The organism is Polaromonas sp. P3_B1 (genome assembly GCF_056402935.1).
In genome coordinates this window covers 1-24464 of the sequence record NZ_JBFUGK010000048.1, presented here as the reverse complement: position 1 = coordinate 24464, position 24464 = coordinate 1, and the positions used below count along the sequence as shown (strand labels likewise).

The 24464-nt window shown below is 65.2% G+C and carries 23 protein-coding genes; 13 read left to right on the top strand and 10 right to left on the bottom strand.

The genetic code is table 11. The features are described from left to right. Positions 1–27: 27 nt before the first annotated feature. Positions 28–1149, bottom strand: coding sequence for an AAA family ATPase (locus tag AC1DXS_RS22190; protein WP_477739619.1), 1122 nt, complete (start codon positions 1147–1149; stop codon positions 28–30). Between the two features lie 563 nt (positions 1150–1712). Further along, complete coding sequence (locus AC1DXS_RS22185) at positions 1713–2087, bottom strand: hypothetical protein (RefSeq protein ID WP_477739618.1); 375 nt, start codon at positions 2085–2087, stop codon at positions 1713–1715. A gap of 280 nt (positions 2088–2367) precedes the next feature. On the opposite strand from AC1DXS_RS22185, the gene AC1DXS_RS22180 reads away from it, so the two are divergent. After that, on the top strand, positions 2368–2841 hold the full coding sequence (locus AC1DXS_RS22180) for a hypothetical protein (protein ID WP_477739617.1): 474 nt from the start codon (positions 2368–2370) through the stop codon (positions 2839–2841). A 21-nt stretch (positions 2842–2862) separates the two neighbouring features. On the opposite strand, the gene AC1DXS_RS22175 is transcribed toward AC1DXS_RS22180, so the two are convergent. The 4 genes from AC1DXS_RS22175 to rpe all read right to left on the bottom strand — a co-directional run bounded on the left by AC1DXS_RS22175 (position 2863) and on the right by rpe (position 8842). After that, the gene (locus tag AC1DXS_RS22175) at positions 2863–5385 is read right to left on the bottom strand and encodes a PAS domain S-box protein (RefSeq protein ID WP_477739616.1); all 2523 of its coding nucleotides are present in this window, start codon (positions 5383–5385) and stop codon (positions 2863–2865) included. 57 nt (positions 5386–5442) lie between these two features. Then, positions 5443–6195: a response regulator gene (locus AC1DXS_RS22170; protein ID WP_477739615.1), complete on the bottom strand. Its 753-nt coding sequence runs from the start codon at positions 6193–6195 to the stop codon at positions 5443–5445. Between the two features lie 133 nt (positions 6196–6328). After that, positions 6329–8056 carry an adenylate/guanylate cyclase domain-containing protein gene (locus tag AC1DXS_RS22165; protein ID WP_477739614.1) on the bottom strand — a complete coding sequence of 576 codons (1728 nt, stop codon included), beginning with the start codon at positions 8054–8056 and terminating at the stop codon, positions 6329–6331. A gap of 90 nt (positions 8057–8146) precedes the next feature. Next, on the bottom strand, positions 8147–8842 hold the full coding sequence (rpe, locus tag AC1DXS_RS22160) for a ribulose-phosphate 3-epimerase (protein ID WP_477739613.1): 696 nt from the start codon (positions 8840–8842) through the stop codon (positions 8147–8149). 167 nt (positions 8843–9009) lie between these two features. Between rpe and apaG the strand changes: the two genes are divergently transcribed. The 5 genes from apaG (at position 9010) to thiL (ending at position 15189) form a co-directional block, all read left to right on the top strand. Continuing rightward, positions 9010–9417: a Co2+/Mg2+ efflux protein ApaG gene (gene apaG / locus AC1DXS_RS22155; protein ID WP_477739612.1), complete on the top strand. Its 408-nt coding sequence runs from the start codon at positions 9010–9012 to the stop codon at positions 9415–9417. Positions 9418–9438: 21 nt separating this feature from the next. Further along, positions 9439–11406 carry a site-specific recombinase gene (locus AC1DXS_RS22150; protein ID WP_477739611.1) on the top strand — a complete coding sequence of 656 codons (1968 nt, stop codon included), beginning with the start codon at positions 9439–9441 and terminating at the stop codon, positions 11404–11406. A 329-nt stretch (positions 11407–11735) separates the two neighbouring features. Continuing rightward, the gene (locus tag AC1DXS_RS22145; RefSeq protein ID WP_477739610.1) at positions 11736–13004 is read left to right on the top strand and encodes a cation:proton antiporter; all 1269 of its coding nucleotides are present in this window, start codon (positions 11736–11738) and stop codon (positions 13002–13004) included. Next, positions 12994–14133 (top strand): YbdK family carboxylate-amine ligase, encoded by a 1140-nt coding sequence (locus tag AC1DXS_RS22140; RefSeq protein ID WP_477739609.1) that lies wholly within the window; start codon positions 12994–12996, stop codon positions 14131–14133. The genes AC1DXS_RS22145 and AC1DXS_RS22140 overlap by 11 nt, the downstream gene beginning before the upstream one ends. A gap of 69 nt (positions 14134–14202) precedes the next feature. After that, the gene (thiL, locus tag AC1DXS_RS22135; RefSeq protein ID WP_477739608.1) at positions 14203–15189 is read left to right on the top strand and encodes a thiamine-phosphate kinase; all 987 of its coding nucleotides are present in this window, start codon (positions 14203–14205) and stop codon (positions 15187–15189) included. On the opposite strand, the gene AC1DXS_RS22130 is transcribed toward thiL, so the two are convergent. After that, a complete protein-coding gene (locus tag AC1DXS_RS22130) occupies positions 15177–15377 on the bottom strand; it encodes a hypothetical protein (RefSeq protein ID WP_477739607.1) in 201 nt (66 codons plus the stop codon). The two genes, thiL and AC1DXS_RS22130, sit on opposite strands and share 13 nt — an antisense overlap. A 131-nt stretch (positions 15378–15508) precedes the next feature. Here AC1DXS_RS22130 and AC1DXS_RS22125 point away from each other — a divergent pair, with 131 nt between their 5' ends. Then, positions 15509–16420: a LysR family transcriptional regulator gene (locus AC1DXS_RS22125; protein ID WP_477739606.1), complete on the top strand. Its 912-nt coding sequence runs from the start codon at positions 15509–15511 to the stop codon at positions 16418–16420. Positions 16421–16458: 38 nt separating this feature from the next. Here AC1DXS_RS22125 and AC1DXS_RS22120 read toward each other — a convergent pair whose 3' ends face one another. Next, positions 16459–17871, bottom strand: a complete 1413-nt coding sequence (locus tag AC1DXS_RS22120) for an esterase-like activity of phytase family protein (protein WP_477739605.1) — start codon at positions 17869–17871, stop codon at positions 16459–16461. A 109-nt stretch (positions 17872–17980) separates the two neighbouring features. On the opposite strand from AC1DXS_RS22120, the gene AC1DXS_RS22115 reads away from it, so the two are divergent. From AC1DXS_RS22115 to AC1DXS_RS22095, 5 genes are all read left to right on the top strand, one after another. Beyond that, entirely contained in the window at positions 17981–18502 is a 522-nt protein-coding gene (locus AC1DXS_RS22115) for a phosphatidylglycerophosphatase A family protein (protein ID WP_477739604.1), read from the top strand. After that, positions 18499–18987, top strand: coding sequence for a CinA family protein (locus AC1DXS_RS22110; protein ID WP_477739603.1), 489 nt, complete (start codon positions 18499–18501; stop codon positions 18985–18987). The genes AC1DXS_RS22115 and AC1DXS_RS22110 overlap by 4 nt, the downstream gene beginning before the upstream one ends. Before the next feature lie 77 nt (positions 18988–19064). Continuing rightward, a complete protein-coding gene (locus AC1DXS_RS22105; RefSeq protein WP_477739602.1) occupies positions 19065–19553 on the top strand; it encodes a nuclear transport factor 2 family protein in 489 nt (162 codons plus the stop codon). Between the two features lie 29 nt (positions 19554–19582). Continuing rightward, the gene (locus tag AC1DXS_RS22100) at positions 19583–20515 is read left to right on the top strand and encodes an alpha/beta fold hydrolase (RefSeq protein ID WP_477739601.1); all 933 of its coding nucleotides are present in this window, start codon (positions 19583–19585) and stop codon (positions 20513–20515) included. A gap of 21 nt (positions 20516–20536) precedes the next feature. Then, on the top strand, positions 20537–21010 hold the full coding sequence (locus tag AC1DXS_RS22095) for an OsmC family protein (protein ID WP_477739600.1): 474 nt from the start codon (positions 20537–20539) through the stop codon (positions 21008–21010). 18 nt (positions 21011–21028) lie between these two features. Here AC1DXS_RS22095 and corA read toward each other — a convergent pair whose 3' ends face one another. Together corA and AC1DXS_RS22085 are read right to left on the bottom strand one after the other, a co-directional pair. Further along, positions 21029–22015 carry a magnesium/cobalt transporter CorA gene (corA, locus tag AC1DXS_RS22090; RefSeq protein ID WP_477739599.1) on the bottom strand — a complete coding sequence of 329 codons (987 nt, stop codon included), beginning with the start codon at positions 22013–22015 and terminating at the stop codon, positions 21029–21031. A gap of 247 nt (positions 22016–22262) precedes the next feature. Further along, positions 22263–23480 (bottom strand): patatin-like phospholipase family protein, encoded by a 1218-nt coding sequence (locus AC1DXS_RS22085; RefSeq protein WP_477739598.1) that lies wholly within the window; start codon positions 23478–23480, stop codon positions 22263–22265. Between the two features lie 462 nt (positions 23481–23942). On the opposite strand from AC1DXS_RS22085, the gene hpf reads away from it, so the two are divergent. Further along, the gene (hpf, locus tag AC1DXS_RS22080) at positions 23943–24272 is read left to right on the top strand and encodes a ribosome hibernation-promoting factor, HPF/YfiA family (protein ID WP_411879632.1); all 330 of its coding nucleotides are present in this window, start codon (positions 23943–23945) and stop codon (positions 24270–24272) included. Positions 24273–24464 lie beyond the last annotated feature (192 nt).

Sequence of the window (24464 nt, the reverse complement as noted above, 5' to 3'; positions counted from 1 at the left end):
AGTGCCACGGTGTTCTTCCCTCCAGGCTCACGCCGCCACGTTCAGCACGGCAACCAGTTTGACGCGCCACGGGGCCAGGATGGCGGGCAGCGTGTCAATGCTGAAGTTGGCATCGATTTCACGCAACAAAGCTTCGGCCTCGGCATTGCGCTCTCCGTCAGTACGCGCGATGCAGCCCTGGGCCGATTCCAGAAGCCGTGTCACGCGCGACATCGGTTGCAGCGTTGCTTGCTCCACCGCACTGAGCAGATTCGGGTGCGTGGAATGCGCCAGCAAGTCGCGCAGTACCTCGCGCGCACTGTGCTGGGATTCTTTGGTCGGCAACACATACGAAATGGGCCACAGATCCCCCTGGGTAGCCTGTGTGCGACCCGCTAGTACGGTGGCAGCAGCGATCAGGCGCTGTGCCTTGACAATGCGCCGATCCGATAGCTGTATGCCGGCCTGGCGCAACTGCCGAATGGCATTGGCCAAGGCCGGACGGGCGCCGTCCAGATCGACCTGGTGCAAGGCCTGGCACAACACATCCAGATGCACCATGGCGGCCTGCGGTGCAATCTGGCTGCGGTCAGACAGCCAGCCCCCGGCAAGCATGGCCTCCAGCTGGTGGTCTGGTACCGGTTCAATGAAGAGGTGCAACAAAAACCGGTCGGCAAACGCAGCTAATGCCTCGTCATCCGGTAGACCATTGGCTGCCCCCACGCAAACCCGCAACGGGCACTGGATTTGAGTATGGCCCCGCCGAAAGCGCCGCTCATTGAGCACACTGAGCAAGGTATTGAGAATGGCCGTGGAGCCAAGAAAGACTTCATCTAGAAACGCCACATCGGCCTCGGGCAGCATGCCGGTCACATCGGTTTCCACCGTGCCCTCGCGCAGCTTCTTCAAATCCACCGGCCCAAACAACTCCGACGGCTCCGTGAAGCGGCCCAGCAGGTACTCAAAATAGCGCCCGCCCATGGCCTGGGCCACCCGACGCACCACCGCACTTTTGGCCGTGCCGGGCGGGCCAATCACCAGCAGATGCTCCTGCGCCACGGCGCCCAGGACGATGAGCTCGGCCAGTTGTTCGCGGCCAATCAGACCCGCTGTAGCGGCGCGGATACCGTTGCGTACCTGCATGGCGCAGTCTTGCAAAGAGAGTGTCATACGCTTAACTCCAAGGGGTTGCTTACGTCGAAAGGCAATGAGTATCGCACCTCGCGCAACGCTCAAAACACCCTTCTTCAGATCGGAGGTTTCTTGATGTGCGCCCGCTTTCGCTGCTGCGGTAGGCTACCGATTGTCGCCTCCACAGCGGTCATTCGCGAAAGTCTGCAAGTGGCCCGAAGCAGTCGTTCGCTCGTTCCTCAAGTCGCCAAACTTCTTGTGGGCCATCGCCAGAAGTTCGAAGGCAGGTGGTCAAGAATTTCCGGATCAGATGGTCAGTTATCGTTCGGGTGGCAAGCAAAGAGCCGAGAAGCCCAGAAGCCCAGAAGCCAGTCACGTAATCCGTGTGCGATCGACCCTCGCAGTTGAAGCGCTGACGCTCGTTTCGAACCCCCACTCCATGGGTAGCAAGGCTCACAACGGTCCGGCGCCCCTTGTTTCACACCATGATTCCGAATCCACCTTCGATTCAAACGACGTTTTCAGAAGGACGCGGCAATTTTTCTGTTTCAAACCTTATTTCTTCGGACCATGCCCGCGTCAAACAATTTGTCGGGCATGAATTACTTATAAAGCGCAGGGTCTGGAAAGGGGAGCTGATCTTGCGATGTGCTCGGCTGGGCCACCCATTTATTGCCTCGGCGGTAAAAATCTGCCTGAGTTTCGGAACTGCCAGCCCCGACCTTCAGCGCCACCGTGCAAGCGACTTGACCGGGGTGCTTGCCCTGAACTACTGGAACGCAGGTGCCGAGCTTTGCTTCGGCGTTTTGCAGCTCTTTCATGTCCAGCATCTCAAGGAGTGCCAGCGTAGCTTCTTTTGCGTCGGGTAGTGCGGGTGTGCCGGCCTGCGCCGGGGGCGGAACGGCGGCGGATTGCGACGAGGTTTCGCTGCAGGCGGAACAAAGAAGCAATGCTGACAGGATGATTGTGTAACGCATGAGGCCTCAAACGAATTTCTGCGGACCAGGATCGGGCCAAAGCAGGAGGATGCAAGACAACCCGGAAGGGTTGCAACTGGAGCGGCGATCATGCCAGAACCCCCACTCCCCGACGCCGCCTTTCTGCGCTACGCTAGGCAGGCTTTTTTCCACCGCCGCCCACCCAACTGCCGGGACCGCCATGAATGCTTTTTCTCAAGACCGCCTCCGCAACAGGACGCACAGGCGCCTCGCCGCGGCCTGTGCCGCATTGTTATTCGCGACAGTCCCGGGGCCGACGATGACACAGCCCGCAGCTCCGTCGTTGCCCGTCGCGCCGCCCGGCGCCAACACCTTTGAACGCCTCGCCTCCGGCGCCGGGATCACCAGTTGCTCCAAAGCCCTGCGCACGCTGGGGCCGGTGCTGACGGGCCCCGAGGGAGGCTATGCCGTGATGCTGATGGCCAACCGCGTGGCGCCCGCTGCGTCGGCCTTCTCCGCTTCCATTGAAAAGAGCGGGCCCGCGGGCACTACTTTTGTCAGCGCGTTTTTCAGCCCGGGCTTGATGGGCGGCTGCGACGTGGGCTACGACACCGTCAGCACCTGGAACAAGTCCTGCCAGGACGTTGCACTGCAGGATTTCCGCTATGCGCAGCCGCTCAACGTGATCGGCCGCAACATCAGCGTGCTGCCGTATTCGCCCACCCATCACGTGTACCTGATCCGCATGCCGGGCGGCTGCGTCAGCATCAACAAGGAGATGCTGTACCCCTAGCCAGGAGGTTTTTGAGCGGCTCTAGGAAGAGTTCTGCCTGGCGCGGCGCCTGGCCTGGATGGCACGCTCCAGGCTGTCGAGCAGGCGCTGCGCGTCGAGAGGTTTTTCCAGCCATCCCGAGACCCCGAGCGTCTGGCTGCCGGACTGCTGCCGCGCCTCCGAGGCGGTGACCGACAGCACCAGCACCGGCAAGCGTGCGGTGCGCTTGTTCGCCCGCAGTTCGCGTATCAGCGAGAAACCGGATTCGTAAGGCTGCCTGACGTCCACTGTCATCGCCGCGTACGATTCCATCTTGAGGTAGTCACGCGCCTGTTCGGCGGTGTGCGCCATGTCCGCGGCATAGCCGCCGTTGTCCAGCATCATGCCGATGAGCTGGGCCACGTCGGGATCGTCTTCGTACACCAGCACGCGCGGGCGCGCCACCCCGTCAAGCCCCATGGGCGCGGTGACCGGGGGCGCTTCGCGCCACACGGGCAGCTCGAAGAAGAACGTCGTGCCCACCTGCCTTTCGCTGGTGAAACCTATGCTCCCGTCCATGCGTTCGATGATGGCTTTGGAGATGCTCAGGCCCAGCCCGGTCCCGCCTTTTTGCCGCGTGTCGGAGGAATCTGCCTGTGAGAACTTCTGGAAGATGCGCTGGCGGAACTCATCCGGAATGCCCGGGCCGCTGTCGCTGATCTCCACGCGCGCGCGTCCCGCATCCGTGCGCAGCGACACCTGCACGGCGCCGCCGGGCGGCGAGAACTTGATGGCGTTGGACAGCAGGTTGGTCACCACCTGAATGAGGCGGTCGCTGTCGACGCAGACCTGGACGGGCGCCTCCATCCTGCCCAGCACCAGCGCCACGCGATGCTGTTCCGCGAAACCTTCATTGGCGGCAAGGGCCTGCTCAAGCAGAGGCTCCAGTTCCATAGGCCGCAGCTCAAAATTCATCTTGCCGGATTCGATTTTTTCGCTGTCGAGGATGTCGTTGATGAGCCGGATCAGCCGCTCGCAGTTGCTCTGGGCGATGCCCACCAGGTTCTTGGCCTGCGCCGGCAGCTCGCCCGTCACACCGCCCCAGACCAGGCCGAGCGAACCGCGGATCGACGTGAGCGGCGTGCGCAGTTCGTGGCTGACGGTGGAAACGAACTCGCTCTTCATGCGGTCTATGCGCTTGAGCTCGGTCACGTCGTTGCCCAGCGAGGAAAACCCGATGACCGTTCCCTGCTGGTCCCCTTCGCCGTAACGCGGGAAATGGCTCATGACGTACTCGCGCCGCTCGCCGCCGGGGATTGCCAGCACACATTCATAGCGCACCGAATACCCCGAGAGAGCTTCCCGTACATGGCTTTTGACCTGGTCGTACAGCTGCGGCCCCAGGACTTCGAGCAGGCTCCGGTTCTGTATCTGTTCCGGCCCGAGGCCGAAGGCCTCTTCATAGGCCCGGTTGTGGAACTGGAAGCGCTCCTCCCTGTCGACGTAGGCGATCAGGGCCGGCACCGCGTCGGTCAGTTCGCGCAGCTGGGCCTCGCTGCTGTGCAGGGCCTCGCTGATGCGATTGCTTTCGGTGATGTCGTGGATGATCGCGGTAAACAGCCGGCGGCCGCCGACGTTGACGTCGCCGAAGGACGCATTCACCGGAAACTCGGTGCCGTCGTGGCGCAGGCCCAGGACCTTGACGTCCCATTCGCGGAAACCGCGCTGGCGGCCGCCCAGGCTGGCGAAGAAGGCCTGAAAGCCCATGCGGTAGCGCGTCGGCAGCAGCATGGTCACTTCGCGGCCCACCAGGTCGTCGAGCCGGTAGCCGAAGAGGTGGCGGGCGGCGCTGTTGGCGTTGACGATGATGCCCTCCTGGGTGGCTGTCACCAGGCCCTCGGCCATGCTCTCGGTCACCGCCCGGCTCATGGCCTCGCTGTCGGAAAGCCTGGCCTCGATGCGGCGGCGCTTTTCCTGCGTCCTGACAATCATCTGGATGGCCCATCCGAACACGCTCAGGCACAGCAACCCGCCCAGCAGGATCAGCTGCTTGACGGTCTGCGCGGTCTGCCGCGTCTCGCCTTTCGAATGCTCCAGGGCCTGGGTTTCCGCCGCCTTGATGCGGGCCACCAAGGCTTCTATCTCCTCACGAAGCCGTTGATTGGGCGCGTTGCTCACGATGGCGGCCGCCGCTTCCAGCCCGGTTTGCTGCCGGGCGGCGATGGCCTCCTCCATCAGCTCGAAGCGGCGCGTCATGGCCTCGCCCAGCGCGCGCCAGTCCTGGCTGGTGGCGGCCTGCGCGTGCACCCGCTGCAGCGCCTGCTGGCTCAGCGAGCGGGCCCGCTGGTAGGCGGCGAGGTCTCCGGGGACGTTGGTCAACAGGTAGCGCCGCTGCGAAGACTCCGCCGTCTGGAACTCCGCCACGACCTGCTCGAGCAGCAACACCGTTTCACGTGACTCGGATTCGCTCTGCGTGCCGCTGATGAGCGACGTGATCGTGAAGTAGGAAGCCGCGATGCTCAGGATGATCAGCACCATCCCGGCGCCCAGGGCGACGTTGATGGTGGCGCGAAAAGGCAGTTTCATGGCGTAGCGGCCCGCAGGCCAGGTTTGCCAGGAAATCCGCTCATCTCGCCAAACCCGCTACTGCGTGCCCAGCACGGTGCGAACGGCCTGGATCAGCGACTCGGTCTCCACGGGCTTGGTGATGTATCCGTCGGCGCCGCTGGCCAGGCCCTTGAGCACCGCCTCGCGGGTCGCTTTCGCCGTGAGCATGATCACGGGGATATCCTTGAGTTGGGGATGCGAGCGAATGCGCAGCAGGATGTCGAACCCGTCGGCATCGGGCAGCATGACGTCCAGCAACACCAGGTCGGGAATCGGCGGCTTGCGGAACTCGGCCACGACTTCAGCACGCGAACCCGCCACCCGCACGTCGAAACCTTCGAAGGTCAGGTAGTGGTTCAGGAACTTCGCCAGGTGCTCGTCGTCGTCCACAATGATGGCCGACTGGCGTTCGCCGGGCGCGTGCTGGCGCGGGTGCTCGCGCTTGCGGGCGATGCGGACATAGTAGTTGGACTTCTTGAGCGTGGCCGCGCAGAGATCGGCTTCGGCACCCGCCTCCGTGAGCGCCGTCGGGCTCAGCTGGAACTGCAGCGAAGCGGCGAACGGATCCGGCGCGACCTGCGTCACCAAACCCTTGGCCAGCAACAGTTTGACGGTGTTGTCCAGCGTCGCGCCCACGGCCTCTCCCACGCTTTGGCGTATCTGGGCCATGGACAGGATGCCGTCGAGGCGCACCAGCAGCTCCACCTCGGGCGGTGAAATGGTGGTGGCGGCGCTGCGCAACTCCTGCTGGCCTTTGGGCGTAACTGCGTAGATGTCGTTGTACTGCACGGTGTAGCTCCTCTCTGTTGGTAAGGGGCATGACATGCGCCTGGGCGCCCTGCCCGATTCTAAAGGTCCAAGGCCGGCCCGAATGACGTACGCCCGCAGTAAGAAGATACACCAAGCGGGGCGGGCCGGGTGTTCAAGGCGATTTCACCGGCTCAGGCGGGGGCAAGGCCGATCGCAGCGCATCCATCAATTCCGCAAGCGAGTCCTCCATGCGCAGCAGCAGCTCGTCGATGCTGTCACGCGGCGCGCTGTCGCGCAGCGCCTGCTCAAGCGCCTCGGCGTCCTGCGGCAATTGCGTGGCGCCTATCTGCGCCGAGACGCCGCGCAGGGAGTGGCTCAGAAGTTCCGCCGCTTTCGGGTCGCCGGCCGCCAGCGCTTCGCGGATGCGCGCCGGAGTGTCGGCCCGGCCATCCATGAAGCGGCGCAGCATCGAGATGTAAAAGCCCTTCATGTTCATCGCCCGGCTCAATCCCACGGTCAGGTTGATCCCGGCAATGCTGTCCGGCAGCACCTCATCGCCAGCGCCCGCCGCATCCGCGGCCTGCACGGCGGCGAGGCGGGAAGCCTGCGTGGCGGCTTCGGCAGCAGGTGCAGATACAGGCGCAGGCGCCGGAGTCGGTGCGGCCTGAGGGGGGGGGTCCAGGCTGTCCAGCGCCCTGCGCAACTCGGCGGCTGCCTCCGCGCGCTGCGCGGGCGTGAGGCGGCCCGGGTCCAGCTCCAGCCGCAGGCCCGGCCGGTCGCACTGGATCACTCCCGCGGTCACGGCAGGCGGGGCCGGGGTTTTGCGGACCGCGTAGACCGTGATGGGTTCGGTAAACCCTTTGGCGATCACGGGTTCGCGTTCCTCCACCTCGATCTCGTCCTGCACCAGGTCGTGGGTGTCCCTGGAAATCAGGATGCCGCCGGGCTCCGCGGCCTGCTCCAGCCGGGCGGCGAGGTTTACTTCCCGGCCGATGATGGTGTAGTCCATGCGCAGGTTGCTGCCGAAGTTGCCGACGTCGCAAAATCCCGAGTTGATGCCTATGCGTATCTCGAAGGCCTTGGGAATGCCCATGGCCTTCCAGCGCTGCCGCAGCTCGGCCATTCGCTGCTGCATGGCGACGGCCATCCTGACGCACTGCACCGCGTCCTGGCGCGGGCCCAGGGTGTGGGGGTCGCCGAAGAAGATGACGATGGCGTCGCCGATGAACTTGTCCAGGGTCGCGCCGTATTCCGCGGCGATCTGCGACATCTCTTCGAAGTAACTGTTGAGCAAAAACGTAACTTCCTCGGGCTGCCACTGCGCCGTGGAGGCCGTGAAGTTCTTGATGTCCGAAAAAAACACCGTGAGCCGCTTGCGCTGGGTCTGGATTTCGGCCTGGCGGGACCCATCAAAAAGCGACTGGTAGACCTGCGGCGCCAGGTAGCGCGACAGCTGGTCGGACAGGGTCTTCAGGCGCTTGGCGTTGGCGCTACGCTCCAGGTGCAGCCTCACGCGCGCCAGCAGCACGGGCGGGCTGATCGGTTTGGCGATGTAATCGGTGGCCCCCAGGTCCAGCCCGAACTGCTCTTCTTCCACGCTGCTCAGCGCCGTGAGGAAGATGACGGGAATGTCGGCGGTGCGCGGGTCGCGCGCCAGCCTGCGCATGACCTCGTAGCCGTCCATGCCGGGCATCATCACGTCCAGCAGGATGATTTCGGGACGCCTCTCGGACAACGCCACCTGCAGGCCTTCTTCGCCCGACTCGGCGGCCTCCACCTCATAACCGTCCCGAAGCAAGGCGACAAGGAAAAACCGTACGTCCGCCGTGTCATCCACCACCAGGATGCGGGGGCGGCGCACGGGCGGTCGCCCGTCTTGCTCGCTTACGGCTTCAGTCATGCGGCTCCTCCATGATTGACGGGACCGGCGTCCGGCCTCTGACCGGTTACCGGGATTGGCGCGCGCGGATCCGCATTACCGCGCGCCGGCCTATTTCACCAGTTCCGCCCGCATGGCGTCAATGACCGCCTTGTAGTCGGGTTTCCCGAAAATGGCGCTGCCGGCCACAAAGGTGTCGGCGCCGGCGGCGGCCACGCGCGCGATGTTGTCGGCCTTGATGCCGCCGTCGACCTCCAGGCGTATGTCTTTGCCCGAAGCTTCGATGCGCTTGCGTGCCTGCTCGATCTTGCGCAGCGCGGAATCGATGAAGCTTTGACCGCCGAAGCCGGGGTTGACGCTCATGATCAAGATAAGGTCGATGTCTTCTATCACCCAGTCCAGCACGTCCAGCGGCGTGGCCGGGTTGAACACCACACCGGCCTTGCAACCCTTGGCCTTGATGGCCTGCACGCTGCGGTGCACGTGGCCGGAGGCTTCCGGGTGGAAGCTGATCAGGTCGGCGCCGGCGTCGGCAAAGGCGGCGGCCAGCGCATCGACGGGCTGCACCATCAGGTGCACGTCCACCGGGATTGGCGTGCCGTCGGCCTTTTTGGCGTGCGGCTTGAGCGCCTGGCAGATCATGGGTCCAAAGGTCAGGTTGGGCACATAGTGGTTGTCCATCACGTCGAAGTGGATCCAGTCGGCGCCGGCGGCGATGACGTCCTTGATCTCGTCGCCCAGGCGGGCGAAATCGGCGGACAGGATGGAAGGGGCGATCCGGTAGGTGGGCGGCTGATTTTTGGGCATGGCAGGATTGTCGCAGCAAGCCGCGCGCCCGGGTTTCCGCACTGTTGCTGTTTCGCCCGGCCAACAGCCGGGGCAGGCGGTTAACATGGACAAGAACCTGTTCACGGCCTGTCACGGTCCAGACGGGGCCTCGTTGAGGCCGTGAACGGGGTCCAATACCTTCAGCCATGCCCAAATACCAGTTTTCCTGCGAAGTCGTCCCCCAATACCTGCCCGAGCAATCGGCGCCGGAAGACCATGTCTACGGGTTTTCCTATACCGTCACGGTTACCAACACCGGCGAGGTGACGGCCCAGCTGATCTCGCGCCACTGGGTCATCAGCGATGCCAACGGCCACAACGAGGAGGTCAAGGGCCTGGGCGTGGTGGGCCACCAGCCGCTGCTCAAGCCGGGCGAGTCTTTCCAGTACACGAGCGGCTCGCGCCTGCGCACGCCCAGCGGCACCATGCACGGCAGTTATTTTTGCGTGGCTGAAGACGGCGAACGTTTTGAGGTGCCGATACCCATGTTCGTGCTGGAAGCGCACGGCGGCAATGGCAACGGCGGCACCCCGCCGGGCCGTGTCCTGCATTAAGCCCCCAGCCCTGACCGCCCGATGAAAGACCTGGCCTCCCTGCTCAAGGCGCTGGATCCGGACGCCGGCCTGGCCCAGCGCCACGTCTGGCTGATCAAGCTCTTCGAATGGATACGCGGCGACCAGACTTCCGCCGCGGCCGCCGTGGCCCGGGTACAGGCCTTCATCGATGCCGTCGAGATGCAACCCGAGCTGCGCGCGCGCCTGCAGGCCTGGTGGCAGACGCTGATCCAGACAGTGGACATCACCACCCTGTTGGCCGATTTCGGCTTCGCACCGCGCACGGCCTTCGTCAGTGAACTGGCCGAGCGCCTGCGCCGCAAGTGGCTGCCCGGCACGCCCGAGACCGTCGACGCCTCCGAACTGTTCCCCCTGGTGGTGCCCACCCGCTTTGACGCGCAATGGATGGGGGCGCTCGAGGAAGCGCAGGTCTCGCGGCTGAGCCTGCTGCTGTCGGCCAGCCCCGACTTGGACACGCTGCACTGGCACTACAGCCTGATGGACGCGCTGACCTATTGCACCGCGCAGATTCGCGCCACCGGTTTTGCGCCGGAGTTGCGCCTGCGCATGAACCGCGCCACGCCGCATGCGCGCGCCTTCCATGCGCTCCCGGCCGACATCGACGGGCTGCGCAACGCCTTCTTCAAGCCCGAGCGGGACGAGGCGCAGCTGCAGGCAGCGATCGCGCAATACCGCGAAAGGCTGGACGCCTGCCGGCAGGCGGTCAACAGCATCTACACGCACCTGGAGGACAACGGCATCTCGGTCGGCATGGTGTTTCGCCTGCGCCAGCTGCGCGAGCGCATGCTGCGCGTGCGCGAGCTGCTCGACAGCCTGGTCTCGCCCAAGCCGGCCATGGCGGCCGTCAAGCTGCTGGGGCGCCGCGTCATCACCGCGCAAGAGGGCAAAAGCGTAGGCGCGCTGATCAGCGCCAACTCCACGCTGCTGTCGGCCAAGGTGGCCGAGCGCAGCGCCGAGACCGGCGAGACCTACATCACCCGCACGCGCGCCGAGTACCGCGAAATGCTGGGCAAGGCCATGGGCGGCGGCGCCGTCACGGCCCTCACCACGCTGCTCAAGTTCATGATCGTCGCGATGGGCCTTTCGGCCTTCTGGGGCGGCTTCTGGTCCGGCCTCATGTATGCCGCCAGCTTCATCCTGATCCAGCTGCTGCATTTCACGCTGGCCACCAAGCAGCCGGCCATGACGGCGCCGGCCATGGCGGCCAAGCTCAAGGACCTGGGCTCGGCCGATTCCGCCGGCACCATAGAGGCCTTTGTCGACGAGGTCACGCATCTGGTGCGCTCGCAGGTGGCGGCGGTCTTCGGCAATGTGTTCATGGTGGTGCCGGCGGTGCTGCTGGTCAACACGCTGGTGCTGTTGCTACTGGGCCGGCCCATGATCAGCCACACCGACGCGGAGCATGTGCTGGAGACGCTGACGCTGCTGGGCCCCGCGCTCATGTGGGCGGGCTTTACCGGCGGCATTTTGTTCGCGGCCAGCATGATCGCGGGCTGGACCGAAAACTGGTTTGTGCTGCACCGCCTGGACTCGGCCATGCGGCACAACCCGCGGATTACCGCCGTGCTGGGCAGCGAGCGCGCCGCACGCTGGTCGAGCTTCATGCGCGACAACATCTCGGGCTTCGCCTCCAACATCGCGCTGGGTTTCATGCTGGGCCTGATCCCGGCCTTCACCGGTTTCTTCGGCGCGGAACTCCAGGCGCGCCACGTCACGCTGTCCACCGGCCAGCTGGCCGCGGCCGGCGCCTCGCTGGGCCTGGAGGCCTTCAGGCACACCACCATCTGGTGGTGCGTCGCGGCCATTCCGCTGATAGGCGCGCTGAATCTCGGCGTGAGTTTTTACCTCGCCTTTCGCCTGGCCCTGCAGGCGCACAACGTGAGCAATGTGGACCGCGCGCGTATCCGATCCGCCATCTGGGCACGCTGGCGCAGCCATCCGCGCAGCTTCTTTATGCCCTCTGAATAAGCTCACCCCCGTCCAGGCTCACTGCGTGTAGCCTGTTCCCCCCTCGAGGGGACGGCGCCTGGGGCCGGCGAAGCCGGACCCTCGGCCCCCGCTGGTGAAAACCCCTCCACTGGTTGCGCCGCTGGGCTCTTTACCGAATCAGCATGGGGCGGCATTTCCGACCTTGTCCTACAGGCCACCGCGTGGGGCCCCTGTAAATTAATGCAACAAGTTTCGTTCGCGCAAACCCACCGGGCCTCACGCCGCAAGGCTGGCCGACCAACGCGCAACATGCTGCCTTCAGGCGGTTTGTCTGCAGAAGTTCCTACCAGAGTGGAGACCCTTTCCCCATGAATGAAATTCTGGCCATCTGGGCCGAATGGATCAAACCTTCGGCAGGTTTGCCAACGGTGCAGTGGTCCATCCTTCTTGCGCTGGCCGCTGCCGCGGGCCATCTGCTCAATCGCTATTCCGGCCTGCCCAAGGTGGTCGGCTATTCGCTGGTCGGCGGCCTGGCCGGCCTGGCCGGTTTCACCGGCGCGGTCTGGCCGCTGCAGGGCACGGGGCTCTTCCTGCTGGAACTGGGCGTGGCTGTCGTGCTGTTCGAGGCCGGCGGGCGCATTCCGCTGCGCTGGTTTCGCCACAACCCCATGGTGCTGGTGCAAAGCCTGGCCGAATCGGCGCTGACCTTCATCCTGGTGTACTGGGCGCTGCATGCGATGAGCGTGCGCGAAGCCGTGGCCGAGCCGCTGGCGCTGCTGGCCATGGCCGCCTCGCCGGCCGTGCTGTCGCGCGTGGCCATAGACACGCGCGCCGCCGGCCCCGTCACCGAACGCGCACTGGTGCTGTCCACGCTGGGCACGCTGTATGCGCTCACGCTGTGCAGCGCCCGCGCCGGCATGATGCACCGCCCTGAATCCGGCGTGGCCAGTGTGCTCAGCACGCTCTACCCGGTGCTGGTGGTGCTGGGCCTTTCGGTGGTGGTGGGCGCGGTGCTCGCGCTGACGCTGCGCACCGCGCTGCGCGTGATGAGCCCCACCAGCGAAAACACCGCCATTCTGCTGCTGGCCCTGATTGCCGCGGGCGCGGCGCTGGCCGCCCACTTCGGTGGCTCGGCGCCGCTGGCGGCGCTGCTGGGCGGCATGCTGCTCAAGCAACTCAATCCGCGACCCTGGTCATGGCCGCGGCAGATGGGCACGGCTTCGTCCATGCTGACCATGCTGATGTTCGTGCTGGTCTCGGTGGTGGCGGCGCAGGCCGATTGGAGCGGCCCGGTAGCCGGCCTGGTCATTGCCATGGTCGTCGCGCGCATGGCGGCCAAGATCATGGGTGTCGCCATCGGCAACGTGGGCAGCGGCGCCAGCTGGAAACAAGCCTTGTGGGTGGGCTGCGCGATGTCGCCGATGTCCTCGGTCGCGCTGCTGCTGGTGTCGCAGTTCGCCACGGCCTCGGGCGCCCTGGGCCGGCAGATCGCCAGCGTGGCGCTACCCGCCATCCTGCTGATGGAAGTGCTGGGCGCGGTACTGGCCACCGTGGCCATCTACCGCGCCGGAGAAAGTTCCAAACCCTGGGCGCCGCTCACGCGCGGCCCCGCATCCGGACCCGTCCATGAGCCTTGAACCCTTTCACAAATCGGCCGCGCTGTCGCTGGGCGTGGAGCTTGAGCTGCAGCTGGTGAATACGCACGACTACGACCTCGCGCCGTATGCAGAAGACATGTTGCGCCTGATGGGGAAGTTTTCGTTGCCCGGCGCCGTGGTGCCCGAGATGACTTCAAGCATGATCGAGGTCTCGACCGGCGTCTGCCACAACGCGTCGGAAGTGCTGGGCCAGCTTTCGCAGATCCGCGATGCGCTGGTCAAGAGCGCCGACAAGCTCAACATCGCCGTGGTCGGCGGCGGCACCCATCCTTTCCAGCAGTGGCATGAGCGTCGCATCTACGACAAGCCGCGCTTTCGCGAGCTGTCCGAGCTGTACGGTTACCTGTCCAAGCAGTTCACGATTTTCGGCCAGCATGTGCATGTGGGCTGCCCCGATGCCGACAGCGCGCTGCTCACGCTGCACCGCATGTCGCGCTACATCCCGCACTTCATCGCGCTGTCGGCCTCCTCGCCTTATGTGCAGGGCCAGGACACGGCCTTCGACTCGGCGCGGCTCAACTCGGTGTTCGCATTTCCGCTCTCGGGCCGCGCGCCCTTCGCGCTCACCTGGAACGACTTCAGCGTGTACTTCGACAAGATGACGCGCACCGGCGTGGTCAAGAGCATGAAGGATTTCTACTGGGACATCCGGCCCAAGCCGGAGTTCGGCACTATCGAAATTCGTGTGTTCGACACGCCGCTCACGGTGGAGCGGGCCACCGCGCTGGCCGGCTTCGTGCAGTCGCTGGCTTCCTGGTTCATGCACGAGCAGCCCTTCATGCCCACCGAGGACGACTACCTGGTCTACACCTACAACCGCTTCCAGGCCTGCCGCTTCGGCCTGGACGCGGTCTATGTGGACCCGGCCACAGGCGGCCACATGCCGCTGCGCGAGCACATCCTGCAGACCATGGCGCAAATCGAGCGCCATGCCACCGCCATGGGTGCGGGCGCATCGCTGCACCTGCTGCGCAGCAGCGTGGAGCGCGCCGACAACGACGCCCGATGGCTGCGCGAAAGACAGGGCGAGGAACACCTGCTGGCCGAAGTCATACGCCAGGCGTCGGAACGCTTTCGCGGCGGCGTTTCGCACCAGCAATACCCCTGAGGACCTGTTCACCGTCTAAACGGGCGTGCGGCCGCATGCACACGCGGCGCAGCCTGTATGCTCTGCGCCATGGGTGAATTTGACCTGATCGCACGCTATTTCACACGCCCCACCGCGCGCGCGGCATTGGGCGTGGGCGACGACTGCGCGCTGCTGCAACCGGCGCCCGGCACGCAGCTCGCCGTCTCCAGCGACATGCTGGTCGAGGGCCGGCATTTTTTCGCGGACGTGGATCCTTTCACACTGGGCCACAAGGCGCTGGCCGTCAACCTCAGCGACCTGGCGGCCTGCGGCGCCAAACCCCTGGCCTTCACCCTGGCCCTGGCCTTGCCGCGGGTCGACGAAGCCTGGCTCGCCGCATTTTCAAAAGGCCTGCTGGCGCTGGCCGATGCGCACGGCTGCGAACTGGTGGGCGGCGACACCACGAAGGGGCCGCTCAATATCTGCATCACGGTGTTTGGCGAAGTGCCTGCGCTGAACGGCAAAAGCCAGGCGCTGTTGCGTTCCGGCGCCAAGCCCGGCGACGATGTGTACGTGAGCGGCACACTGGGTGACGCCCGACTCGCGCTGGACGCCTTGCGCGGCGCGCTGGCCTTGCCGGCGGACCTGCTCGCGCAGACGCGCCGCCGGCTTGAGCAACCCACCCCACGCGTGGCGCTGGGCCAGGCCTTGCGCGGCATCGCCTCGGCGGCTATCGACGTGAGCGACGGGCTGGTCGGCGACCTGGGGCACATCCTGCGCGCGAGCGGCGCGGGCGCCACGATGGACACGGCGGCCCTCACGCCGCTGCTAGCCTCCGTCGCCCATCCTGATTGGGCTTTGGCCGGCATCACCGCCGATAAACAGCTGGAATGTGTGCTGTCGGGCGGTGACGACTACGAACTGGCCTTCACTGCCCCGGTGTCGGCGCGCGAAGCCGTACAAGCGGCGGCTCGCGAGGCGAAAACAGCGGTTAGCCGGATAGGCTGTATGGAAGTGAATCCCGGCTTGCGACTGCTGGACGCGGCCGGCACGCCGATGGAGCGGCGCTACGCGTCCTTCGATCACTTCGCCTGAGGGCGCGTGGCGCCATCCGTGCGGACGCAACCGACCAGGCCGCGCGTCAACCACCCGGCCGCCCTGCAAGCCCAGCGTCCGGCCGCCGACCAGAATTCAGCCGGCGCAAGGGCGCGCAGGCGCCGTGCCTCGGCCAGTGCGGCGGCGGCCAGGCGGTTCTCTTCAGAGACGGTGTAGGCTGGATTCATCAGAGCGTCCTTTCAGGTGGGGCAGGGCTCCACTGTGCGCAAAACCACCGCCGCCGGAAACCACCCGCAGAGCAAATACGTCTTGCTCCAGCCGCAAAACAAAATCCGCCGCCGTGGGTAATATGGCCGGCATGCGGAATCTGAACTTTGACGACATGCACCTGTTTGCGCGCGTGGCCGAACTGGGCAGCTTCTCGGCCGTGGCCCGCGCCCGAGGCGTGCCCGTCAGCCAGGTGTCGCGCGCCATCGCCCGCATCGAGAAAACCTGCAACGCGCGGCTGGTGCAGCGCAGTACGCACGCGCTGACCCTCACACCCGAGGGTGAGACCTTTCTCGGCTATTGCCGACGCATGACACACACACTGGACGACCTGGAAGGCGAGTTCGCCAGCCAGAGCGGCGAGGCCCGCGGCTGGGTGCGGGTGGCGGCCAGCACCGTGATGGCCGAATACCTGCTGGTCCCCAGCCTGGAAGGACTGAACCAGCGCCACCCGGGTGTGTGCGTCGAACTGAAAGTGGACGACCGCCTGGTGGACATGGTGCGCGACGGCGTGGACATCGCGATCCGCAGCGGCACGCACACCAACGAAAACACGGTGATGCGCCAGATAGGCACGCACGGGCGGCGGCTGTACGCCACGCCGGCTTACCTGGCGGCCCACGGAACGCCCGAGCATCCCGACGACCTGGGCCGGCACCGCCTGATCACCAACAGCGGCGCGACACAGCTCAACCGCTGGCCCTTTATCGTCGACGGCCAGCCTGTGGTGATCACGGCGGACGGCTGCTGGCGCGCCGACTCCACCGGCACGACCAGCCAGCTGGCCCTGCAAGGCCTGGGCATCGCGCGCTTTGCCATGCTGGCGGCCGAGCCCCTGGTGCGGCGCGGCCTGCTGGTGCCGGTGCTGCCCGGCTTTGTGGATGAGCAACCCGTGCCCATTCACGCGGTGACGCTGGGTGGTCGGCACCGCTTGCCGAAAATCCGCGCCTGCATCGATTACTGGGCCGAGTGGTTCAGCCACGAGGGAGACCTGGTCCGCTGACTCCCCGCCAGTTGTTGGGCCGGGTGGGTTCGGCCGGGTTATCTGGCTTCGACCAGCGCGCGAATATCCAGCAATGTCAGCTCATTGGCATCGGGTTTGCCGATCTCACGGCCCGATGAAAACGGGAAGTTGTTGTCGTTGACCAGCACGATGTGGGTCGCATCAACAATCGCGAGGCCCTCCGGGCCAAGGTGCGGCAGCGAGAACATCGACTCATTGGGTCCCAGCTTCGCCAGGCGCTTCGGATTGGCGATGCGGGTCAGGTCGATATAGGCCACCTTGCGCACAAAGCCGTCCGCATCGGCGGCCGCCAGGTCAATCTTGTAGACGCGCTTGAAACGCGCGGGCCGCGTGAAGCAGTCGGTGCGCGCTTCGCCGGGGCAAGCCGGCGCCTGGCCTTCGGTGCTGTCGTCGCGCTCTATCACCAGGCCGGTCGTGGCGTCCAGCAGCTGGAAGTCGGCGGCGACATTGCCCACTTCCTCGAGCAGGTATTTCCACTGCTTGCCACTGTAGCGACCCGAGGCGGCATCCACCTCATTGATGCGCACATAGGTCTTGTCGCCGATTTTTTCCACGCTTTTCGCTGCGGTATCGAACAGCGGGCCTTCAAACATGGGGTAGAGCTTGCTGCCGTCGGGCGACCTGGCCATGCCCTCAAAGCCGTTGGAGCGCCGCACCTCGAACAAGGCCTCGCCGGGCAGGTTGGGCAGGCGGCCCTGCATGTAGTGATCAGGCGAAGCCAGCAACTTGCCGTTGATGACGGTTTCGATCACGCCCAGTACCCGGCCCTGGAAGTCGGTGCGCAGCAAGTAGGGGCCGTATTCGTCGCCTATCCACCATTCATTGCCCACCACCTGCAGCGATTCAGGGTCGAAATCGATGCCCGTCAGGTAACGGCGCGAGGTGTTCTCGTTCTGGATGTGAAAAGGAATGCGCTTGTGGGGATCGCTCAGGAAAGTCGTGCCGCGGCGCACAACCCGGCCCTTGCCCCAGTCGACCGACAGGCGGTGCACCATCAGCAACGCGTCCTGCGAGTTGACCTTGTTGCCGAAGCCGTTGTCGGTCAGCGCGAGAAATTCGCCCTTGCCCAGAGAGACGATGCCCGAAAAGCCTTGCACCGACTGGCCCTTCATGGGCAGCGCACCGCCGGAGGCGCGCGGGTATTTGGGATCGCCGACAAAGGTGTTGGCGATCTCGCTGCCGAGCTGCTCATTGCGCTGGCGTTTCGCATTCGCAAACTTGCCCGCCGTGGCGAAGAATGCCCCGGCATCGCGGGGCGCCGCCACCGATGCGTCGGCGCCCAGGGCCGCATGGCCGGCCAGCGTGGCCTCCACGGCCGGCGCCGTCTGGGCGCGGCCGCTGCCTGCCGCCAGGCACAGCGCGCAGGCGGCCACCAAGGTCAACACGTTCATCCTGATCAAAACCTGCTTGTGCTTGTTGCGCTTGCTCATCCTCGAATCCCTCTTGTCTGGTGAATCGCTGGACTGTGCCGGCCGCGTGTGAAACCGCTGTGACAAAATCAGCCACAGCAGTGGGCATTCGTCGCCCTCTATCCCCTACATGACCGACACCACCACGCCGCCGTCCACTTTCCGGCCCACCGCGAAATTCCTGCTTTCGCACCCAGCGCACTTCATTGCCCTGGGCTTTGGCGCAGGCCTCAGCCCTATCGCCCCCGGCACGGCCGGCACGCTGTGGGCCTGGCTGGCCTTCCTGGTGCTGCAGCAATGGCTCACGCCGGCAGAGATGGGCTGGCTCATCGCTGCCTCCACCATCGTGGGCTGGTGGGCCTGCACCGTGACGGCCAAGGCCATGAATGTGCTGGATCCGGGCAGCATCGTCTGGGACGAGGTCGTGGCCTTCTGGCTGGTGCTGTGGCTGGTGATGCCCGCCGATTTCGGGGCCCAGCTGGCCGCGTTTGCCTTGTTCCGCTTCTTTGACGCGGTCAAACCCGGGCCTGTGGCCTGGGCCGACCAGGCCTTCAAGGGCTTTAACTGGCGCGGCGGCTTCGGCATTTTGTTTGATGATTTTGTGGCGGCGTTTTGCGCGCTGCTCGTGATCGCACTCTGGAGGTTCTGGTGAGCGGCGCGCCGGCCGGTGAACTCGCAGCCCTGCTGCAGGCCCAGGGCTTGATGCTGGCCACGGCCGAAAGCTGCACCGGCGGCATGATCTCCGCGGCCTGCACCGACCTGGCCGGCTCCAGCCACTGGTTTGAACGCGGCTTTGTCACCTATTCCAATGAAGCAAAAACGGAGTTGCTCGGCGTGCCGCCCCAGCTGATCGCCCGCCACGGCGCGGTCAGCGAGGAAGTGGCGCGCGCCATGGCAGCCGGTGCGCTGGCGCATTCGCGCGCGCAGGTGTGCGTAGCGGTCACGGGCGTGGCCGGCCCGACGGGCGGTAGCGCTGCCAAGCCCGTGGGTACGGTATGGTTTGGCTTCGCGCTGCCGGGGCGGCTGGTGTCGGAGGTGCGGCGCTTTGACGGCGACCGCGCCGCGGTGCGCACCGCCACGGTGCAGCATGCGCTGCAGAGGCTGCTCGAATTGCTGGCTGGGCCGGCTGACGCCTGAGCGACGCCCCCACCACCGCAGGCGCTATAGAGTTCGCGGACCGACCACCCACGATACCCCGACCAGGAGGAGACAGCATGCACCCCAACCAGGCCACACTTGAAAAGTTCTACGCCGCCTTCGCCCGCCTCGACTCCGCAACCATGGCCACCTGCTATGCGCCCGATGCCGAGTTCGACGACGAGGCGTTTTCGCTGCGCGGACACAGGGAGGTGACCGGCATGTGGCATATGCTGTGCGACGTGACCAAGGCCAAGGGCGCCGACGTGTGGAAGCTGGCATACAGCGGCATTGAAGCCGATGCCCGTGGCGGCAAATCGCACTGGGAAGCCGACTACCGCTTCAGCGCCACCGGCCGCATGGTGCACAACGTCATCGACGGCGTGTTCGAGTTCAATGAGCAGGGGCTCATCACCCGGCACCGCGACCGCTTTGATTTCTGGGCCTGGTCGCGCCAGGCGCTGGGCACGCCGGGGCTGTTGCTGGGATGGACGCCCTTTCTGCGCGCCAAGGTGCGCGCCACGGCTGCGGGCAATCTGCAAAAATACCTGGCATCGCGCCAGTAAGCACGACTTGAATCCAACGGGAGTTGCCCATGCCCTGGTTTGACGGCTTTGAATCGCGCAGTTTCGAGGTCAACGGCGCCTCCATCCATGCGCGTGTCTCGAAGACCACCCTGGGCGAGCCCTTGCGCCCGGCGCTGTTGCTGCTGCACGGCTTTCCGCAGTCGCATGTGATGTGGCACCGCGTCGCACAGCGCCTGGCACCGCATTTCTTTCTCGTGATGCCCGACCTGCGCGGCTACGGCGACTCCTCCAAAACAGCCGGCTTGCCGGACCACAGCAACTACAGCAAGCGCAACATGGCGCACGACATGATAGGCGTCATGGATGCACTGGGCGTGAACCGCTTCTTCCTGTGCGGCCACGACCGCGGCGGGCGCGTGGCGCACCGGCTGGCGCTGGACCATGCCGCGCGCGTGCTCAAGCTCTGCGTGATCGACATCGCGCCCACCCTCGACATGTACGAGGGCCGCAGCATGACCGAGCCCTACATGGCTTTCGCCCGCGCCTACTACCACTGGTTCCACATGCTGCAACCGGCGCCGCTGCCGGAGATCATGATGGGCGCCAACCATCCCGAAACCGCCAAAGCCTATTTGCACGCCAAACTTGGCGGCTGGGGCAGCGCCGGGCTGAACTACATTGAACCGCAGGCGCTGGCCGAATACGAACGGAGCTTTTGCAACGCCGAGGCGCTGCATGCCGCCTGCGAGGACTACCGCGCCAGCGCCGGCATAGACCTGGAGCACGACCGCGACGGCCGCTCCCAGGGCCTGAAGCTGGCCTGCGAGCTGCTGGTGCTCTGGGGCGAGCGCGGCGTGGTGCACCGCCTGTTCGACCCGATGGCATTGTGGCGGGCGCAGTGCGGCAGCGAAGTCAGCGGCCAGGCCATGCCGGCCGGGCATTTCATCCCCGAAGAGCAGCCCGAGGCCACGGCGCGGGCGCTGCACGATTTCTTCAACTGATCCACGCCGGAGCCTCAAGAAATGTCGCACTACTCCGCCGAAACCCTGTGGGAGCGCAAGGACGCCAACTTCCTGGACAACCGCTACAGCCGCCGCCACCTGCTGCGCTTTGACGGCGGCCTGGAGGTGCCGGGTTCGTCCTCGCCCAGTGTCGTGCCGCTGCCCATGTCAGACGCGTCGGCGCTGGACCCGGAAGAGGCTTTTGTGTCGGCGCTTTCGAGCTGCCACATGCTGTGGTTCCTCACCATGGCCGTCAAGCGCAAATTCCGCGTTGACCGCTACTTCGACGTCGCGACCGGCGTCATGGAGAAAAACGCGGAAGGCAAGGTGGCCATGACCGTGGTCACGCTGCACCCCGAGGTGACCTTTTCCGGGGATCACCTGCCCAGCCGCGAAGAACTGGACAAGATGCACCACGACGCGCATGAAGCCTGCTTCATCGCCAATTCGGTAAAAACCGACGTGCGCTGCGAGCCCGTCTACGACGACGCGTGAGCGGCCGCGGCGCGGCGATTACTTCAGCCAGCCGCGCTTCCTGAAGTACCACATGGGCACGACGGCGCTCGCCACCATCAGCAGGATGGCGTAGGGGTAGCCCAGGGACCAGTCGAGTTCGGGCATTCCCTTGAAGTTCATGCCGTAGACGCTGGCGATCAGCGTGGGCGGCAGAAGCGCCACGCTGGCCACCGAGAAGATCTTGATGATCTTGTTCTGGTTGATGTTGATGAAACCGACCGTGGCGTCCATCAGGAAGTTGATCTTGTCGAACAGGAAAGCGGTGTGCGAGTCCAGCGAGTCGATGTCGCGCAGGATTTGCCGCGCCTCCTCGAACTGCTCGGCATTGAGCATCTTGCTGCGCATCATGAAGCTGACGGCGCGGCGCGTATCCATCACGTTGCGGCGTATGCGGCCGTTCAAGTCTTCGTGGCGGGCGATGGCGCCCAGCACTTCGCCGGCCAGCGCGTCGGTCACATCGCCGGACAGCACCTGGGTGCTGACTTTTTCGAGCTCGACGTAAATGCCTTCCAGCGTGTCGGCTGAATATTCGGCGTCGGCGTCGAACAGCTTGAGCAGCACTTCCTTGGCATCCTCGATCAGCCCGGGGGCGCGGCGCGCGCGCATGCGCAGCAGGCGGAACACCGGCACATCCTCGTCGTGGATGGAGAACAGCACGCCCTTGCTTTTGAGGTCGTCGTTGACCAGGTTCAGGATGAAGGCCACGCGCACGGTCCGGGGCTCGGCGTCATCGGCAATCAGGAAGTCGGAGCGGATGTGCAGCTCGCCGTTGTCTTCCTCGTAAAAACGCGCAGACTCCTCGATGTCCTCGTCCATCGCGTCTTCGGGGATGGACAGGCCGTAGTACTGCTTGATCCAGCGTTTTTCTTCGAGGGTGGGGGATTCCAGATCCACCCAGATGGGCTGGAACCTGGAGAGTTCTTCCAGGGATTCGATTTCTTCCTGGAAAAGCCGGCCGTTGGCGAGCGTGAAAATATTGAGCATGACTGGCTGCCTATCGGTTCAGTGCGCTGCACACAAGGCTTACGCTCGGGCCTTGCGCGAAAGCGGGATAAAAGGGCGGTGGGATGATGGCATCGCTTTCAACCCCCTTTTTGAACGTGAGCCTTTGCAGGCCCGCGCCAGTCTGCGGTGTTGAAAGCTAGCGACTAGGGCTGCTTTCCAAGGATTTCTCCGTCGTTGAAACAGCGGCGATTATGGCACTTCAGGCCCGGCTTAGCCACCGCGCGGGCTACATAAAAAAGGCGATCAACTCGTCCTTGCGCGCATAGGCATCGCGTTCGCCCAGCGCCATCAGCGCCTTCACAAAACCCGGCTCAAACAGCAGGTAGCTGGCCAGCGCGGCGCCGCCGGGGCTGCCCTTTGCGCCAAGCGCGCCCAGGCCCGCCAGGGCGTTGTAGGTGCCGGCGGGCAACTCGGCCGCATGGGCCTGCGCCAGCGCATCCAGCGACTGCGAGGGCGCGATCGCGAGGATATCCACCGGCCGGTAGGGCATGATGGCCGCGATTTCGCGCGGCATCTGGCGCACGGTCTTGCTCACGCGCTGCGCTTGCTCCACGTCGGCCTGCAGCGTGTCCTGGAAGACGCTGGCCATGGCGTGGCCGGCAATCGCACCGAGCGAGGGCCGGCCGGTGACGCTGGCGCCGTTGCCGCCGCCCACAAAACCGGCGCGCTCGGGCTGGCCGACGCCTATCACCAGCACCTTGCCGGCACCCAGGTGCAGCGCGGGCGACAGCGGCGAACTCTGGCGCATGGAGCCGTCACCGAAAAACTCGGGGTGGCCGTCCACCCACAGCGGCGTGGACGGAAACAGGAAAGGAATGGCGCTGGAGGCCATCAGGTGTTCGATGGTGATGGGCTGGAACTCTGCGCGGCGCCCGGGCCGGCTCCACAGGTCGGACTGCCGGCCCGCCGCCATCTGGCAAAAGGTCCAGTGCACGCCGCTGCTGTAGCTGGACGCCGTGACGGCCACGGCGCGCAGCGTCCTGTCCTGCAGGGCCTGCTCGATGCGGCCCAGCGAAATGGCGCGATGCAGGGTGTCCACCAGCGGCGTGTTGTCCAGCAGCGCCTGCTGCGCCCGCACCTGCTGCGACAAAAACAGCGCCGCCGCGATGCGGCTGGAGCGTATCCAGGCCGGCACCTTGAGTTTATAGACCTGCGAGGAACGCAGGGCAGTCCAGAAAGCCGCCAGCTGGGCGAAAGCCTGCAGGCCCTCATTGGCGCGGCTTGCGAGGAAGGCGGCATTGAGCGCGCCGGCCGAAGTGCCCACCAGGATGCTGAACGGGAAGCGTTCGCCGGCCGCACCGCCCTGCAGACTCAGCATGGTCGACAGCGCGTGCAGCACACCGGCCTGGTAGGCGGTGCGCGCCCCGCCGCCCATGAGCACCAGCGCGTTGCGGTCCTCGTCGGGCCGGGTCAACGCGGAAGAAATAATCGTCTCAAGCGACATGGCGGGGCCGCGGCTGCGCCGAATGGACTGTGGACAGGCGATGCATGATCGTGATGAGGCCGGTTGTTATGGTTTTCCTCCGCCCCGGACGGGCCCAATGCATGCCTGCCGGGCCTGTCCCGCTCCCCGGGCAGCGAGCTTGAACGATGTCCGAATGATGCCGCCCGCGTGAATTTCCTGCAAGCCGGATGCACATTCGCGCCCTGCATTGCTTGCAAAAAACCCAGCGAAATCAAGCGCTTGCCGCATTGGAAGGAACGGCTTTCCCTGCCGGCGCCGCGGGCCAAATGCGGGTCAAGGGGATTTTCAGAAGGTTTCATTATTTATTGCAAGCCCGGTTGCAAATGACGGCCTTCGGGCGCATAGTGAATCCAAGAGCGTTGTCCCCGTCTGCCACCCTCCCTTCAAGGCCGGGTGGTGTTTTCAAAAACCCAGATCCAATTTTGGAAAAGGAGTCTCTTTATGAACTTGACGATCAGCGGTCACCATCTTGAAGTCACCCCCGCGCTGCGCGGTTATGTGACGAGCAAGCTGGATCGGATTACCCGGCATTTCGACCAGGTAGTGGACGTAAAAGTCCTGTTGACAGTGGACAACATGAAGGAAAAGGAAAGACGCCAGCGGGCCGAGTGCAATGTGCATGTCAAGGGCCGCGACCTGTTTGCCGAGAGTTCCCACGCTGATCTCTACGCCGCCGTTGACGAGTTGACCGACAAGCTGGACCGCCAGGTCGGACGTTACAAAACCAGAACCCAGGACCACCACCACATTGCCGCCAAGCGACAGGCCTGAAGGGCCCTCCCGTTTTTTGCTTCTTTGTCTGCTTCAAGCGGTGCGCTGCCCTTTCCAGGGGGTGCATCGCTCCCGGCGCCGGGTGATCGAATCCGCTTCCCTTGGCCGGTACAGGGTTAGTGCGAGTTGCATCGCTCCCGGCGCCGGGTGATCGAATCCGCTTCCCTTGGCCGGTACAGGGTTAGTGCGAGT

What these genes read in the sequence shown, in the direction of transcription:
- AC1DXS_RS22190 (WP_477739619.1), bottom strand. Translation starts at nt 1,149, where the DNA reads ATGACACTCTCTTTGCAAGACTGCGCCATGCAGGTACGCAACGGTATC.
- AC1DXS_RS22185 (WP_477739618.1), bottom strand. Translation starts at nt 2,087, where the DNA reads ATGCGTTACACAATCATCCTGTCAGCATTGCTTCTTTGTTCCGCCTGC.
- AC1DXS_RS22180 (WP_477739617.1), top strand. Translation starts at nt 2,368, where the DNA reads ATGACACAGCCCGCAGCTCCGTCGTTGCCCGTCGCGCCGCCCGGCGCC.
- AC1DXS_RS22175 (WP_477739616.1), bottom strand. Translation starts at nt 5,385, where the DNA reads ATGAAACTGCCTTTTCGCGCCACCATCAACGTCGCCCTGGGCGCCGGG.
- AC1DXS_RS22165 (WP_477739614.1), bottom strand. Translation starts at nt 8,056, where the DNA reads ATGACTGAAGCCGTAAGCGAGCAAGACGGGCGACCGCCCGTGCGCCGC.
- rpe (WP_477739613.1), bottom strand. Translation starts at nt 8,842, where the DNA reads ATGCCCAAAAATCAGCCGCCCACCTACCGGATCGCCCCTTCCATCCTG.
- apaG (WP_477739612.1), top strand. Translation starts at nt 9,010, where the DNA reads ATGCCCAAATACCAGTTTTCCTGCGAAGTCGTCCCCCAATACCTGCCC.
- AC1DXS_RS22150 (WP_477739611.1), top strand. Translation starts at nt 9,439, where the DNA reads ATGAAAGACCTGGCCTCCCTGCTCAAGGCGCTGGATCCGGACGCCGGC.
- AC1DXS_RS22145 (WP_477739610.1), top strand. Translation starts at nt 11,736, where the DNA reads ATGAATGAAATTCTGGCCATCTGGGCCGAATGGATCAAACCTTCGGCA.
- AC1DXS_RS22140 (WP_477739609.1), top strand. Translation starts at nt 12,994, where the DNA reads ATGAGCCTTGAACCCTTTCACAAATCGGCCGCGCTGTCGCTGGGCGTG.
- thiL (WP_477739608.1), top strand. Translation starts at nt 14,203, where the DNA reads ATGGGTGAATTTGACCTGATCGCACGCTATTTCACACGCCCCACCGCG.
- AC1DXS_RS22130 (WP_477739607.1), bottom strand. Translation starts at nt 15,377, where the DNA reads ATGAATCCAGCCTACACCGTCTCTGAAGAGAACCGCCTGGCCGCCGCC.
- AC1DXS_RS22125 (WP_477739606.1), top strand. Translation starts at nt 15,509, where the DNA reads ATGCGGAATCTGAACTTTGACGACATGCACCTGTTTGCGCGCGTGGCC.
- AC1DXS_RS22120 (WP_477739605.1), bottom strand. Translation starts at nt 17,871, where the DNA reads ATGAGCAAGCGCAACAAGCACAAGCAGGTTTTGATCAGGATGAACGTG.
- AC1DXS_RS22115 (WP_477739604.1), top strand. Translation starts at nt 17,981, where the DNA reads ATGACCGACACCACCACGCCGCCGTCCACTTTCCGGCCCACCGCGAAA.
- AC1DXS_RS22105 (WP_477739602.1), top strand. Translation starts at nt 19,065, where the DNA reads ATGCACCCCAACCAGGCCACACTTGAAAAGTTCTACGCCGCCTTCGCC.
- AC1DXS_RS22100 (WP_477739601.1), top strand. Translation starts at nt 19,583, where the DNA reads ATGCCCTGGTTTGACGGCTTTGAATCGCGCAGTTTCGAGGTCAACGGC.
- AC1DXS_RS22095 (WP_477739600.1), top strand. Translation starts at nt 20,537, where the DNA reads ATGTCGCACTACTCCGCCGAAACCCTGTGGGAGCGCAAGGACGCCAAC.
- corA (WP_477739599.1), bottom strand. Translation starts at nt 22,015, where the DNA reads ATGCTCAATATTTTCACGCTCGCCAACGGCCGGCTTTTCCAGGAAGAA.
- AC1DXS_RS22085 (WP_477739598.1), bottom strand. Translation starts at nt 23,480, where the DNA reads ATGTCGCTTGAGACGATTATTTCTTCCGCGTTGACCCGGCCCGACGAG.
- hpf (WP_411879632.1), top strand. Translation starts at nt 23,943, where the DNA reads ATGAACTTGACGATCAGCGGTCACCATCTTGAAGTCACCCCCGCGCTG.